General features: G+C 59.3%; 10 protein-coding genes. 5 read left to right on the top strand and 5 right to left on the bottom strand.

Annotation, left to right across the window (positions count from 1 at the left end):
- Positions 1 to 315 precede the first annotated feature (315 nt).
- The 4 genes from ACW4DH_RS06795 to ACW4DH_RS06780 are packed head-to-tail and all read left to right on the top strand — an operon-like array spanning position 316 to position 5,931.
- The gene (locus tag ACW4DH_RS06795; RefSeq protein WP_459635616.1) at positions 316 to 2,151 is read left to right on the top strand and encodes an extracellular solute-binding protein; all 1,836 of its coding nucleotides are present in this window, start codon (positions 316 to 318) and stop codon (positions 2,149 to 2,151) included.
- A 9-nt stretch (positions 2,152 to 2,160) separates the two neighbouring features.
- Positions 2,161 to 3,231, top strand: coding sequence for a microcin C ABC transporter permease YejB (locus tag ACW4DH_RS06790; protein ID WP_459635956.1), 1,071 nt, complete (start codon positions 2,161 to 2,163; stop codon positions 3,229 to 3,231).
- Complete coding sequence (locus ACW4DH_RS06785) at positions 3,231 to 4,343, top strand: ABC transporter permease (RefSeq protein WP_459635615.1); 1,113 nt, start codon at positions 3,231 to 3,233, stop codon at positions 4,341 to 4,343. Before ACW4DH_RS06790 ends, ACW4DH_RS06785 begins: the two co-directional genes overlap by 1 nt.
- Positions 4,333 to 5,931 (top strand): ABC transporter ATP-binding protein, encoded by a 1,599-nt coding sequence (locus ACW4DH_RS06780; RefSeq protein WP_459635614.1) that lies wholly within the window; start codon positions 4,333 to 4,335, stop codon positions 5,929 to 5,931. The genes ACW4DH_RS06785 and ACW4DH_RS06780 overlap by 11 nt, the downstream gene beginning before the upstream one ends.
- Before the next feature lie 71 nt (positions 5,932 to 6,002).
- On the opposite strand, the gene ACW4DH_RS06775 is transcribed toward ACW4DH_RS06780, so the two are convergent.
- The 4 genes from ACW4DH_RS06775 to ACW4DH_RS06760 all read right to left on the bottom strand — a co-directional run bounded on the left by ACW4DH_RS06775 (position 6,003) and on the right by ACW4DH_RS06760 (position 11,121).
- Positions 6,003 to 8,225, bottom strand: coding sequence for a TRAP transporter permease (locus ACW4DH_RS06775; protein ID WP_459635613.1), 2,223 nt, complete (start codon positions 8,223 to 8,225; stop codon positions 6,003 to 6,005).
- 91 nt (positions 8,226 to 8,316) lie between these two features.
- On the bottom strand, positions 8,317 to 9,285 hold the full coding sequence (locus ACW4DH_RS06770; RefSeq protein WP_459635612.1) for a TAXI family TRAP transporter solute-binding subunit: 969 nt from the start codon (positions 9,283 to 9,285) through the stop codon (positions 8,317 to 8,319).
- Positions 9,286 to 9,626: 341 nt separating this feature from the next.
- Positions 9,627 to 10,316, bottom strand: a complete 690-nt coding sequence (rsuA, locus tag ACW4DH_RS06765) for a 16S rRNA pseudouridine(516) synthase RsuA (RefSeq protein WP_459635611.1) — start codon at positions 10,314 to 10,316, stop codon at positions 9,627 to 9,629.
- Between the two features lies 1 nt (position 10,317).
- Entirely contained in the window at positions 10,318 to 11,121 is an 804-nt protein-coding gene (locus ACW4DH_RS06760) for an amidohydrolase (protein ID WP_459635610.1), read from the bottom strand.
- A 165-nt stretch (positions 11,122 to 11,286) separates the two neighbouring features.
- Between ACW4DH_RS06760 and rarD the strand changes: the two genes are divergently transcribed.
- The gene (gene rarD, locus ACW4DH_RS06755; RefSeq protein ID WP_459635609.1) at positions 11,287 to 12,222 is read left to right on the top strand and encodes an EamA family transporter RarD; all 936 of its coding nucleotides are present in this window, start codon (positions 11,287 to 11,289) and stop codon (positions 12,220 to 12,222) included.
- Between the two features lie 24 nt (positions 12,223 to 12,246).
- Here rarD and ACW4DH_RS06750 read toward each other — a convergent pair whose 3' ends face one another.
- Complete coding sequence (locus ACW4DH_RS06750) at positions 12,247 to 13,374, bottom strand: hypothetical protein (protein ID WP_459635608.1); 1,128 nt, start codon at positions 13,372 to 13,374, stop codon at positions 12,247 to 12,249.
- Positions 13,375 to 13,535: the final 161 nt, after the last annotated feature.

Genomic DNA, 13,535 nt, shown 5'->3' with positions numbered 1-13,535 from the left:
TTTTATTAAAAACAAGGAAGCATCCACTAAGCCCCTTTATCCAACTTTCTAACTGGAGCCCGCCTTTAAACTGCAAATAAAAAAGGTGTAAGGCTTATTCCTGCCAGCCGAAAGAGTAGGATTTGTGGAAATCGCTCAGCATGCAAACGGCACGCGCAAGGATGGCGGCCAAGACTATCCCCATAAAGACGCTTCCTATATTCTGGGCGAGGCTTTATGGAATTAACATTCTGTCTTGTTGTCATGAGAAAGTACGTGTTTCGCTCTAGCTCTTCCGCATAGCGCCGGGAGAGACGCATCAGGAAGCAGTTGCCGATGACTTTTTTTGCCCGCGCCGTATGGTTTGCCATCAGCGTCACCATGGTTCCCTCACTGGCCATCGCGGCCGCTCCCGAGGATGTCCCGACCGTCCACGGTATCTCACTTTACGACGAGCCGGCCCTACCCGCCGGCTTCACGCATTTCCCTTATGCCAACGCGGACGCCCCACAGGGCGGAAGCCTGGTGCGAGCCGCCCAGGGCAGCTTCGATTCCACCAATCCGTTCATCATCCAGGGCACGCCGGCCGACGGTCTGAGCGAGATCTACGACACGCTGATGGTCACCAGCGCCGATGAGCCCTTCACCATGTATGGCCTGCTCGCCGAGGGAATTCGTCTGGACCCGGACCGCCGCTGGCTGGAAGTCGACCTCAACCCCGAGGCCCGCTTTCACGATGGCTCGAAGGTGACCGCGGAAGATGTCGCGTTCAGCTTCCGCCTGCTGCGCGACGAGGGTCAGCCCTTCTATCGGGCCTATTATGCCGACGTCGAATCGATCCAGGCCGTCGATGAGGACACGGTGCGTTTCGACTTTGCCGCGGACAACTCCCGTGAGCTTCCATTGATTCTGGGCCAACTGCCGGTCCTGCCCGAGCATTACTGGAAAAATCGCGATTTCGCCAAGCCGACTCTCGACGCTCCGTTAGGTTCCGGCCCCTATGAAATCGCCAGCGTCGATCCCGGGCGTCGCATCGTGTATCAAAAAGCCGAGAACTATTGGGGCCAGGATCTTCCGGTGAATCGCGGCCGGCACAACATCGAGCGACTGGTCTACGACTATTATCGCGACCAGACCGTCGCGCTGGAGGCCTTCAAGGCAGGCAATCTTGATCTGCGTCTCGAAAGCAGCGCCAAGAACTGGGCCACCGCTTACGATATTCCCGCCGTCGAGCAGGGCTATATCGAACGCTTGGTCATTCCCGACAAGCAGCCTGCCGGTATGCAGGGCTATGTCATGAACACCCGCCGCGACAAGCTCTCGGATCCGCGTGTTCGCGAGGCGTTGAGCCTGGCGTTCGATTTCGACTGGCTCAATGAACATCTCTTCTATGGCGCCTACACCCAGACCGACAGCTACTTTGAAAGCTCCGACATGGAGGCAAATGGCCTGCCTAAAGGTGACGAACTGGCACTGCTCGAGCCCCATCGCGACCAGTTGCCCGCCACGGTCTTCGAACAACCGCTGCCCATCGAAGAGCCCGCCGATCTGCGCCCCAGACTGCGCAAGGCGCTGGGACTGCTGCGCGATGCCGGTTACGAAGTTCAGAAGGGCGTGCTGGTCAACCGCGAGAGCGGACAGCCGCTGACACTGGAATTCCTCCTTTATGACACCCAGTTCGAGCGCGTCGTCCAGCCGTTGCTGCGCAACCTCGAGCGCATCGGCATCCAGGGCAAGATCCGTGTCGTCGACGTCAATCAATACTTGAACCGCCTGCGCAATTTCGACTTCGATATCGTCGTTGGCGGGTTCCCGCAATCGGCCAATCCCGGCAACGAGCAGCGCGAATACTGGACGACCGATTACGCCGAGCGACCGCAGAGCCGCAACCTGGCCGGGATCAAGAATCCCGCGGTCGATGCCCTCGTCGAAGAGTTGATCAATGCCGATTCCCGCGAGCAGTTGGACACCACGGCCAGGGCCTTGGATCGTGTGCTGCGCTGGGGTTTCTATGTGATCCCCCAGTGGCACATGGATGGCACTCGTGTCGCCATGTGGGACAAGTTCGGCTATCCGCAGCCATTCCCGACCTACCAGCTCGACTTTTCCAGTTGGTGGGTGGATCCCGAGCGGGCCACGGTCATTGAAGCGCGCCAGCGCGGCCAGCGCTGAGGTCCGATGATGGCCCGTTACGTCTTACGCCGGCTTCTGCTGATGGTGCCCACCTTGCTGGGGATCATGCTGCTCAATTTCATCATCGTCCAAGCGGCCCCCGGTGGCCCCATCGACCAGATGCTGGCGCGCTTCGAGGGGCTCGACAGCAGCGCCAGCACGCGGCTCGACAGTGGCGGAGGCGACCGCACCGGTGGCGAGTCGCGAGGCGCCCGAGGTGTCGATGAACGTCTCGTTGCGGACCTGGAGAAGCAGTTCGGCTTCGACCAGCCTGCCTATCAGCGCTTTCTCGGCATGCTCGGGGATTACGCCACGTTCGATTTCGGCGAGAGTTTCTTCCGTGGCCGGCCGGTCCTCGATCTGATGCTCGAGCGATTGCCCGTGTCCATTTCCCTGGGGCTATGGACCACGCTGCTGGTCTATCTGGTGTCGATTCCGCTGGGGATACGCAAGGCGCTACGCCATGGCTCGCGCTTTGATGTCTGGAGCTCCGGCCTGGTGATCGTCGGTTTCGCCGTACCGGGCTTCCTGCTCGCCATCCTGCTGATCGTGTTGTTCGCCGGTGGCAGCTATTTCGACGTTTTCCCCTTGCGCGGCCTGACATCGCCGAACTTCAGCGAGTTGTCCTGGTGGGGAAAGATTCAGGATTATGTCTGGCACATCACCTTGCCGGTCATCGCCTCGGCCGTCGGCAGTTTCGCCACCCTGACCATGCTGACCAAGAACAGCTTCCTCGACGAAATCCACAAGCAGTACGTGCTGACCGCCCGCGCCAAGGGCGCCAGCGAACGCCGCGTGCTGTACGGTCATGTCTTCCGCAACGCCATGCTGATCATCATTGCCGGCTTGCCGGCGGCCCTGGTCGGCATCTTCTTCACCGGCTCGCTGCTGATAGAGGTGATCTTCTCGCTCGATGGACTCGGCCTGCTGGGCTTCGAGGCGGTCATGCAACGCGACTATCCGGTCATCTTCGGCACCCTGTATCTGTACACGCTGATCGGGTTGGTGCTGAAGCTGGTGTCCGACCTGACCTATGTCTGGGTCGACCCACGTATCGATTTTGAAAGCCGGGAGGGTTGATGCCACGCCTTACGTTTCGCTCACGCACTCTCTCCCCCATTACGCGCCGGCGCCTGGAAGTCTTTCGCCACAACCGTCGTGCCTGGGTTTCGCTGTGGCTGTTTTCGCTGATATTCGTTCTGAGCCTTGGCGCCGAGCTAATCGCCAACGATCAACCTCTCGTGGTTCGCTATCAGGATCAATGGTATACCCCGCTGCTGGTCGATTATCCCGAAACCACCTTTGGCGGTTTCCTGCCCACCGAAACCGTCTATCGCGACCCCTTTGTGCGCGAGGAGATCGAGGCTCACGGCTGGATGCTGTGGCCACCGATCCCCTTCTCCTACCAGACGCTCGATGAGGGACTGGACCAGCCGGCGCCGTCACCGCCGAGTCTGCGCCACTGGCTAGGTACCGATGATCAGGGGCGGGACGTGCTGGCCCGGGTCATCTACGGTCTGCGCCTGTCGGTGGTCTTCGCCCTGGTGCTGACCGTCGGTTCCCTGATACTCGGGGTGTTCATCGGCGGTGTGCAGGGCTATTTCGGCGGCAAGGTCGATCTGGTCGGGCAACGCCTGATCGAAATCTGGTCGGGACTGCCCGTACTGTTCCTGCTGATCATTCTCGCCAGCCTTGTCCAACCCAACCTGTGGTGGCTACTCGGCATCATGCTGCTGTTCTCCTGGCTGGGATTGGTCGATATCGTGCGCGCCGAATTCCTGCGCGCGCGCAATCTGGAGTACGTGCGCGCCGCCCGCGCCATGGGGCTACCGTCGCATCTGATCATGTGGCGCCACGTGCTGCCCAACGCCATGGTCGCCACGCTGACGTTCATTCCCTTTCTATTCACCGGGGGCATCACCACCCTGACGGCTCTGGACTTCCTGGGCTTCGGCTTGCCGCCTGGGTCGCCCTCGCTGGGAGAACTGGTAGCCCAGGGCAAGAACAACCTTCAGGCGCCGTGGCTGGGTATCACCGCCTTCTTCAGTCTGGGCATTCTATTGACGCTGTTGGTATTCATCGGCGAAGGCCTGCGCGATGCCTTCGATCCGCGCCATATTCTCACCGCGGCAAAACCCGCCGGTACCCCGACGCCGGTCACCGCACGCGAGGAGTTGGGTCATGGCGTCTGAGACTATCTTCGAACTCCAAGGCTTCTCGATCCGATTCGGCGATCAGCCGGTCGTCGACGATCTTTGCCTGGAAATAGCCCGCGGCGAGACTCTGGCGCTGGTCGGCGAGTCCGGCTCCGGCAAATCGGTCAGCGCTCTGGCAGCCCTGGAGCTGCTTCCCGGCAATGCTCAGGTCCAGGGGCAACGAAAGCTGGAAGGCAAGGATCTTTCCCGACTCTCCAAACGTCAGTGGAACGACGTGCGTGGCGGGCGGGTCGGCTTCGTGTTCCAGGAGCCCATGACCTCTCTCAACCCGCTGCATACCGTTGGCAAGCAGCTCGGCGAGACGCTGCGCCTGCACCAAGGGCTGACCGGCCGCGCCGCCCGGGAGCGGGCAAGGGAACTGCTGACGCGGGTCAAGCTGCCGCGGGCCGACGAAATGCTCGACGCCTGGCCGCACCAGCTGTCCGGGGGACAGCGCCAACGCGTCATGATCGCCATGGCCATCGCCAACGACCCGGTGCTGCTGATCGCCGACGAACCGACCACCGCCCTGGATGTCACCGTGCAGCAGGAGATCCTGGCGCTGCTCGCGGAACTGCGCGATCGGCATGGCATGGCGATGCTGTTTATCACTCATGATCTCAATCTAGTGCGTCGGCATGCCGATCGGGTATGCGTGCTGTACCGGGGCCGAGTCCAGGAGACCGGCACGGTGAAGAGTGTCTTCACTCGACCGCAGAGCGACTATACCCGCGCGCTGCTGAATGCCGAACCCGAAGGCCGCCCGGCACCGCTGCAAGCCAGCTCGCCACTGCTGGAAGCCAAAGACATCGGCGTCAGTTTTACACGCCCCAAGCGCCTATTGGCACGCCGTCCGCCAGCCTTCGTCGCGGTTCAGCCTCTCGATCTCACATTGGCCAGAGGGGAGACATTAGGCATCGTGGGAGAATCCGGCTCCGGCAAAACGACCCTGGCCATGGCGCTGTTACGCCTCACGGCGTCGCAGGGTGAGATCCGCTTCGATGGTGAACGTCTCGACACTCTTTCTCAGCGTGCCATACGGCCCCGACGCAAGCGGTTCCAAGTGGTATTTCAGGACCCCTATGGCTCGCTCTCCCCGCGCCTGCCGGTGTTCGATATCGTTAGCGAGGGGCTGCGCTTCCATTTCCCCCACCTCAGCCAGGCGGAGATATCACGCCGGGTCGCGACTACGCTGAAGGAGGTCGGCCTGCCGGAAGAGTGCAGCGCTCGCTATCCGCATGAGTTTTCCGGCGGGCAGCGCCAACGCATCGCCGTAGCGCGGGCCATCATTCTCGAACCGGAACTTCTCGTGCTCGACGAACCCACCTCGGCCCTGGATCGTACCGTGCAGAAACAGCTCGTGGTTCTGCTGCGCGATCTTCAGACGCGACGTGGTCTCAGCTATCTGTTCATCAGCCACGATCTGGCGGTGGTACGCGCCATGGCCCACCGGGTCATGGTGCTCAAGGAAGGCGCCATCATCGAACAGGGCTCCTGTCAGGAAGTACTCGAGCGCCCTCGCAGCGACTATACCCGGGCGCTGGTCGAGGCGGCAGGGTTACATCACCCGTTGAGACACGAGTAGCCGGCATCCGGCGATGACGCCGGATGCCGTAATGCCTCGCATGCCAATCTCGCCCCTGCCGATCGGGCGACTTACGAACCCGCCGGGCGCTTTCTGGACAGCAACATCTTCTGGAACAACAAGAGCCCTCCCGCCAGAGCAATGCCCAGCGCATCGGTGATCAGTCCCCCGGCAATCATGAACAACGCGGCAATCACCAGAGCGACCCGGACCAGCCCGTTCGCGCGCGCTCCGAAGAACCACCCCTGCACACCGGCCGAGAGCAGAAACACGCCGATGCAAGCGGTAACTAGCGCTTGGGCGATTTTCAGGCCGGAAGCCTCCATCAGCAGGGCATCGTTATAGAAGAACATGAACGGCACGATGAATGCCGCCAGCCCGATCTTGAACGAGGCCACCGAGGTTTGCATGGCATTGGCACCGGAAATGCCCGCGGCGGCATAGGATGCCAAGGCCACCGGTGGTGTGATGGCCGAGACGACGGCGAAGTAAAAGACGAAGAAGTGGGCCGTCAGCGGCGCGATGCCGATATTGATCAGCCCGGGCGCGACGACCGAGGCAGCAACCGCATAGGCCGCCGTGGTCGGCATGCCCATCCCCAGCAGGATCGAAATGATCATCGCGAAGACCAGCGCCAGCAGCTGACTGGCCTCGGCCAGGCCGAGCAGCAGCGAGGAAAAACGCGCCCCCACGCCGGTCAGCGAGATCACCCCGACGATGATCCCCGCGCAAGCGCACACGGCGATGATCTGGACCGACATGGTACTGGCCAGCGCCAGCGCCCGCAGCATGGATACGGGGCCCATCTTATGCGGTGAAAACCAGCTGACGACGGCGGCTGACACCGTCGCCAGCGTGCCCGCGCGAATCACCGAATACCCCATGTACAGCGCCACGATAAGAATGATGATCGGCGCAAAAAGATAGACCTGCTTGATCAGGTTCGAGAACAGCGGAATTTCATTGTCGGGCATTCCCTGCATGCCCTTCTTGGCCGCTTCGAAATCCACCATGAAATACACGGAGGCAAAATAGAGAATCGCAGGGATCACCGCGGCAATGGCGATTTCGGTATAAGGGATACCGGTGATCTCCGCCATGATAAAGGCCCCGGCCCCCATGATGGGCGGCATGATCTGCCCGCCCGTGGATGCAGCAGCTTCGATGGCGCCGGCGCTCTGCTTGCTATAGCCCACCCGTTTCATCAGCGGGATCGTCAAGGAGCCGGTGGATACGACGTTACCGGCACTGGTGCCGTTGATCATACCCATGAGCCCGGAAGCGAAAATTGCGACCTTGGCCGGCCCCCCTCGGGCACGCCCGGCACAGGCAAAGGCGAAATTGACGAAGTAGTCGCCGACCTTTGAAGCCTGCAGAAAAGCGGCAAAGATAATGAACAGGATAATGTAGGTCGACGATACGGCCGTGGTAGGTCCCAGGATTCCGGCGTCGGTATAGACCTGGCTGAAGAAACGCTCCGCCGACAGCCCCGGATACCCGAGAAACCCGGGCAACGCGGGTCCGGCAAAGACATACACCAGAAATATCAGTGTGATGACGACCAGGGCCAGACCAGCGACACGACGGGTCAGTTCCATGATCAGGGCGGCACCCGCCACCGCGGCAAAGGAGATGCCCACCGGGGCGAAGGGCGTGCCGGTAGACATGCGCAGCGATGTGCCGTAGGTAACGATCAAATAGGCGCTGCTGGCCACGGCGCACACTATCATGACGCCATCTGCCGGGCTGAACTGGTTCCGTTGCCCACGGGAGAACCATGACAATACAATCGCGCAGCCGGTTGTCACCAACAGTGGTAGGCCGAAGTGATAGGTCTCGATGTCGGGCGCGATCCGCATCGCGCCTTCAGCAAAGGCCTGCGACATGAGAAAAACCTGGACGAGGGTATAAACGGCAGGAATCAGCAGCACGTAGCTCACGTAGCTAAGCCAGCGCGGACGCGAATGCACTGACTCGGAAACGAATGCCGCCCCCGAGTACAGTGCAAAGCCCAGGATAAGCGTACCGCAAACGTGCAGCAGGCGAAACGTCCAGGTTTCCAGCGGTATGACATTCAGCGAAACAAGATGAAAGCCCGAAAACAAGATGGCAAATGCCGTACAGGCCAGCCACTTCCAGCCGGTAAAAAGGCGCCGATTGGCCTCGACAGGTTCTTCATCGACCCCTTCCACCTTGATACGATTATCCGCGACCGCCACTTCGTTACCGCCATACTCCTCGAAATGGCCTGATGCTTGGGGCCGATGCTCATCATCTTTGGCATGGTTGCTCATGAATGATTCATCCTACGCATGGAAGCGGGCAACATAAAAATACCGGCCGCAGGACGACCGGTATTTCCGACACCGAAGGTAGATACGTCCCTCACATCATTAAATCATCGGGGATGTCATAGCCGTTTTCGTTGAACCAACGCGCCGCGCCGGGATGGAAGGGAATGACGGTATTCTTGTCGTAGTTCTCAGGTACCGTACTTTGAGCGGCCTTGTGGATCTGTACCATCTGGTCATGGTTTCCCATGACCGTCTTGGTGACTTCATATACGAAATCCTCGGGAAGATCGCAGCCGGCAATCGCAAAATTCCACATCGATACCGCCCGGGCATCTTCTTCCAGCGTGGTATACGTGCTCGCCGGAATGGTGAACGCCGAGACCGGAAAGGCCTCCATGATCTTGGCCTGCTCTTCTTGGGTAAATTCGATGATGTTGATGTCGGTCTGGACTTCGAGCTGGCTGACGGCGGGAATGGGAATACCGGCGGCAAAGGCGATGACATCCACCAAGCCATCCTGCATCTGCCCCGCCAAGTCTCCCCATCCCCCGTTACGGCGCTCGTAATCCACGCCCAGAGTGTCCATCATGGCGGGAAAATAGGAATCCGACGTTGAACCGGCCGGACCGAAGCCGATCGAGGCACCGTCGGGAATATCCTCGATCGATTCGATGCCCGAGCTTGCTAGCGTAGTGACGGAAAAAGGCGTTTGGTACATGGGAAACATGGCGCAGACATTGTCGAACTTGACTCCCGGCGCCAACGGGCTGCTACCTTCGAGGGCTTCCCGGGCAGGTCCCATGGTCGTCATGCCGAAAGCCAGGTCTCCCGTTTGCACCAGGGCCAGATTCTGGTTGGGTCCTCCCGTCACTTCACCACCGCCGGAGATGCCCAGCGCCTCCCCCACCATGTTGGCCCAGCCTGAACCGTAGGCGAAATAGGTTCCTCCCTGACTGGCGGTCCCGACAGTGAAGCTCGTGGGCCACTCGGAACGATCGGCATGAGCATTGGCTGAAAGCAGAATGACACCGACAGCGGCAATTCGGATCGGCAGAGACATGGACGACCTCCAGACGGTTGTTATGCTTTTATGAATATCGTGTGGTGACGCTTATACCTTACCTAACTTCGTATGCCAGTCGATACATGGCGGCCATTCCCCTTTAGTTGATGCATAATTATAGTTTTTTTCTTATTGAGTCATTATTTACATAATAAGATAACGGTATAAAAACACCATGTTCCAGCCACTTCGGCTCTGACTTCTCGAGATCTGGCAACGGCTGCGTAGACCATTAGCGGCTCGAAAAAACTGATCCATACTCACCAAGAAGCGCTCGATTTACGAGCGCTTCTTGGTTCGATTTTCGGGTTTGTTATATTTTATAGATAACGGTATAACTATACCGAATCTCTCTCCTCGGCGATCAAATCACGCCATTCTCCCGGCGCTAGTTCCGGGTCAAGTACGATATTCCCGATCCGCTCGCGATGCAGACTGACGACACGGTTCCCTAAAGCCCCAAACATCCGCTTGATCTGGTGATATTTACCTTCCGTGATACTCAGACGCACGGTATGCGGGTCGATAACTTCTAGTGCGGCAGGCGCGGTGGGCAGCTCTTCGCCGTCGAGCATGATTCCCTGAGCAAAGTCCTCGACAGCGGAGGATGCCACCGGCTCTGCCAACGCGGCATGATAGATCTTGGCGCAGCGATGCTTCGGCGAGGTAATCCGGTGCGACCATTGCCCGTCGTCTGTCAGCAGCACCAGCCCGGTCGTGTCGACATCGAGCCGCCCCACTGCGTGCAGCCGCTCGGCCTTGGGAATATCCAATAACTCCAGCACGGTGGGATGCAGTCCTCGGCGTGCCGTACACTCATAGCCTTGTGGCTTGTTGAGCATGATGTAACGCAGGCCGACCAGCGCCAGACGCTCCCCCAGCCAGACGACTTCGCTGCACTCATTCACCTGAGTGGCAGGGTTTTTGGTCACGCTGCCATCCACCGTGACCTCTTCACGGTGCAGAGCCTTCTTGGCTAGCGTGCGTGTCAACTCGGTGGTATCGCTAAGAAACTTGTCTAACCGCATGTCAATGCTCCAGGGTAAAGCGGTCTGCGTCCATCCACGCCGGAAATTTTTCCCGGAACTGCGCCAGTGCCTCGCGATCGAGAACACCCGTCTTGACGAATGATCTATCCGGCGCTTCGTCGATCAATGCTTCGCCCTTGAAATCAACCAGCATCGAGTCGCCGGCATAGGCAAGACCTTTGGCATCCTCGCCAACACGATTGACGCCCACGACGTAACAGAGATTCTCTATCGCCCGGGCCTGGAGTAGTGTCCGCCAGGGATGGCGGCGTGGTGCGGGCCAATTGGCCACACAAATCAGGGCGTCGTATTCGAAGTGCTCACCGGAGGCGGCTTGTTGACGCAGCCATACCGGAAAACGCAGGTCGTAGCAGACCGAGAGCAGCAAGCGAACTCCCTTGAGTTCCACCACAACCCGCTCATGCCCCATGCCATAACGCTCATGCTCACCGGCCATGCGAAAGAGGTGGCGCTTGTCGTAATACCTCACCTCGCCCTCGGGCGTGGCCCACAGCATTCGATTGAAACAGAGATCGCCGTCGTGCACGGCGATGCTCCCCGTCATCGCGCAGCCCCGGGTCACGGCTTGCTCACGCATCCACGCGACACGGGCGCTATTCTCCATCGGCTCGGCCATTTCGCGTGAATTCATGGTGAAACCTGTCGCGAACATTTCCGGCAGCACGATCAGGTCGGTCTGCTCGCTACCGAGCCCAGCCAGCAGGGTCTCCAGCGCACGACAGTTGGCGTCGGGATCCTCCCAGCACAGGTCGGCTTGTACCAGCGTGGTCCGTAGTTGGCTCATAGCGAGACCCTCATGAGTAAGGCATGAAAACACGGCAACATTGTACATGGCCTTGCGCGCCAGTCTGAACGCTGAAGAACCGATGCGGCAAGCGTATACTTCTCATGCTAAATTAGCGCATCCCTGACCCGTCACCCGTTACGTGACTTCTGCTTATGAGCGTTTATGTCGACAAGCCATCCTGCCAATGATGACGTGACTCCCCAAAAGCCGGGCCATGAAGGAAGCAAGGGCATCGCGTTTGGCCTGGCGGCCTATACCATGTGGGGCTGTTTTCCGCTTTTCTTTGCCCTGTTCGAAGGAGTGCCCGCCTGGGAAATTCTGATTCACCGAGTGCTCTGGGCCTGCCTTTTCCTGGTACTGGTGGTTTCCGCCCTGAAACGCTGGCAGCCGATCACGGCGGCATTGGCCAAGCCCCGACGCCTGGGGCGCGTGCTGGCCTGCGCGATTCTGATCGGAGTGAACTGGGGGCTGTATATTTATGCCGTCGAGCAGCATGAAGTGCTACAGGCAAGCCTGGGATACTTTATGACCCCGTTGGTCAATGTGGCGCTGGGCATGTTGGTGCTGCGTGAGCGCATCACCCGTCTACAAGGTACTGCCGTGGTCCTGGCCTGTACCGCCATCGCAGTCCAGCTGGCGGTAATGGGGGAGCTCCCCTGGATCAGCCTGACGCTGGCAATCACCTTCGGCACTTACGGTCTGCTGCGCAAGCAAGTGCCTCTGGACGGGCTATCGGGCCTATTCGTGGAAACACTGGCGCTTTTTCCGCTCGGCTTGATTGCACTCATTTGGCTATCGCAGTCCGGCATCTCCCACTTCGGCGCCAATGCCATGACCACAGCGCTGCTCATCGCCAGTGGCGCCATTACGGCACTCCCCTTGCTGGCGTTTGCCGGCGCCGCGCGACGCCTCAAACTATCCACCGTGGGCTTTCTGATGTACATCAACCCCACGCTGCAATTCGTCATCGCGCTCGTGATCTTCAAGGAGCCTCTGGCCGCGATCCAACTCATGACCTTCGTGCTGATCTGGATCGGCCTAGCGCTTTACTCGTTTTCCGCCTGGAATTCACGTGAGCGAAAAGCGCCAGCGCGCTGATCGGCCAGCACGTATACCTGCCATTCACGCGCTGCCAAGCACATAATGGCAACCGTTCGACAATTCCTGTTGCTCAGAAGGCCGGCATGTGTTTTGAGGTTCCAGGGCATCCAGAATCACGATGATGGCCTTGAGTACGTCCAGGCTGGGAACTTGAAACTGCCACAGCGCCTCCACATTACCATCACTCACGAAAGCCTCCCGGTACAGTCGTGCGGCCGGCTCTTCGCTACGGTCCTGGAGCTGCTCGAGGGCCAATTCCAGCAAGGCTGGAGAGGGGGTTTCCGGCAAAGTGACAATGCAATGACGCACGCCATGGGCATTGACGGCGAACATCTTTCCGCTACGTCGAACACGCCATACCTCCAACCGTAGTCGGCTGATGAAGGCGACGCGTTCCACCGTATTGCAATTGCCCAACCATTCACTGGCAATCTTGCCATTGGTACGCTGATGCGTGCATAACATGCCTGCCTGCGTGAAGCGGAATCCACTACGCTGCATCAGCCAATCCATGGCGTCCTTGCAGGGTACCCCCTCAGGACGCTGATAAGGCATTTCCCGGCGAGAAATGGCATTACGCACCGTGGCCAACTTAAGCCCGGAAACGGCGGCAATCTCCTTGATGCTCAGCATGTCGGGCCGGCCTATCGGCACGCCCCTGGCCGGGATATTGCCCCATAACAGCTCTTCACCGCGACAGGTCGGACACTGCCTTCGAATATAGTTTTCCAGTTTATATCGAATGGCCACCAGCCCCAGCAGATGCTCCAAACGGCAGGAATCGATGGCGTGGAAATGCTCGGATGCAAGGCGCGCCAACATGACAAAAGCGGAATAGTCATAAACCCAATGCTCGAAATCCCCTCCCGCCAACGCCGACACATCGGGGTTGCTGCCCTCCACGCCATAGGCGTGGAATACCTTGGCGACACGCAGGGTATATGTCTGGATAATATTGCTTTCCAGAATCTCAGAGCGGGAGCTTTCATTCGGATGCACCATGAGCAGGCGCAGCAGCATACCCGAATGAAAGGTACTTGCGGCGCGGATATCTTCTTCCAATATAGGCCACGCCAATTGCTGGACAACCGACTCACCGAGCAGCCCCTCATGCAGCCAGGCATCGGGCGTCATCATCCTTTTGAACATTGACTTATCTCCCCGGCATTTCGATCACCCTTGAACTTTTGCCGGTCAGGCGCGCATGATGTGGAGAGCGTTAGCAACTCGTGAGCTTCTTCTGATAGATTCAAAGTATTTACGCCAGCCAGCCGAATCGAGCACGAAACTTTACATTCAGTATCTAAAAA

The sequence above is a fragment of the Halomonas sp. WWR20 genome (assembly GCF_054602495.1).
This window is presented reverse-complemented; position numbering and strand designations above follow the sequence as displayed.

What these genes read in the sequence shown, in the direction of transcription:
- ACW4DH_RS06790 (WP_459635956.1), top strand. Translation starts at nt 2,161, where the DNA reads ATGGCCCGTTACGTCTTACGCCGGCTTCTGCTGATGGTGCCCACCTTG.
- rarD (WP_459635609.1), top strand. Translation starts at nt 11,287, where the DNA reads ATGTCGACAAGCCATCCTGCCAATGATGACGTGACTCCCCAAAAGCCG.
- ACW4DH_RS06795 (WP_459635616.1), top strand. Translation starts at nt 316, where the DNA reads ATGACTTTTTTTGCCCGCGCCGTATGGTTTGCCATCAGCGTCACCATG.
- rsuA (WP_459635611.1), bottom strand. Translation starts at nt 10,316, where the DNA reads ATGCGGTTAGACAAGTTTCTTAGCGATACCACCGAGTTGACACGCACG.
- ACW4DH_RS06750 (WP_459635608.1), bottom strand. Translation starts at nt 13,374, where the DNA reads ATGTTCAAAAGGATGATGACGCCCGATGCCTGGCTGCATGAGGGGCTG.
- ACW4DH_RS06775 (WP_459635613.1), bottom strand. Translation starts at nt 8,225, where the DNA reads ATGAGCAACCATGCCAAAGATGATGAGCATCGGCCCCAAGCATCAGGC.
- ACW4DH_RS06770 (WP_459635612.1), bottom strand. Translation starts at nt 9,285, where the DNA reads ATGTCTCTGCCGATCCGAATTGCCGCTGTCGGTGTCATTCTGCTTTCA.
- ACW4DH_RS06785 (WP_459635615.1), top strand. Translation starts at nt 3,231, where the DNA reads ATGCCACGCCTTACGTTTCGCTCACGCACTCTCTCCCCCATTACGCGC.
- ACW4DH_RS06760 (WP_459635610.1), bottom strand. Translation starts at nt 11,121, where the DNA reads ATGAGCCAACTACGGACCACGCTGGTACAAGCCGACCTGTGCTGGGAG.
- ACW4DH_RS06780 (WP_459635614.1), top strand. Translation starts at nt 4,333, where the DNA reads ATGGCGTCTGAGACTATCTTCGAACTCCAAGGCTTCTCGATCCGATTC.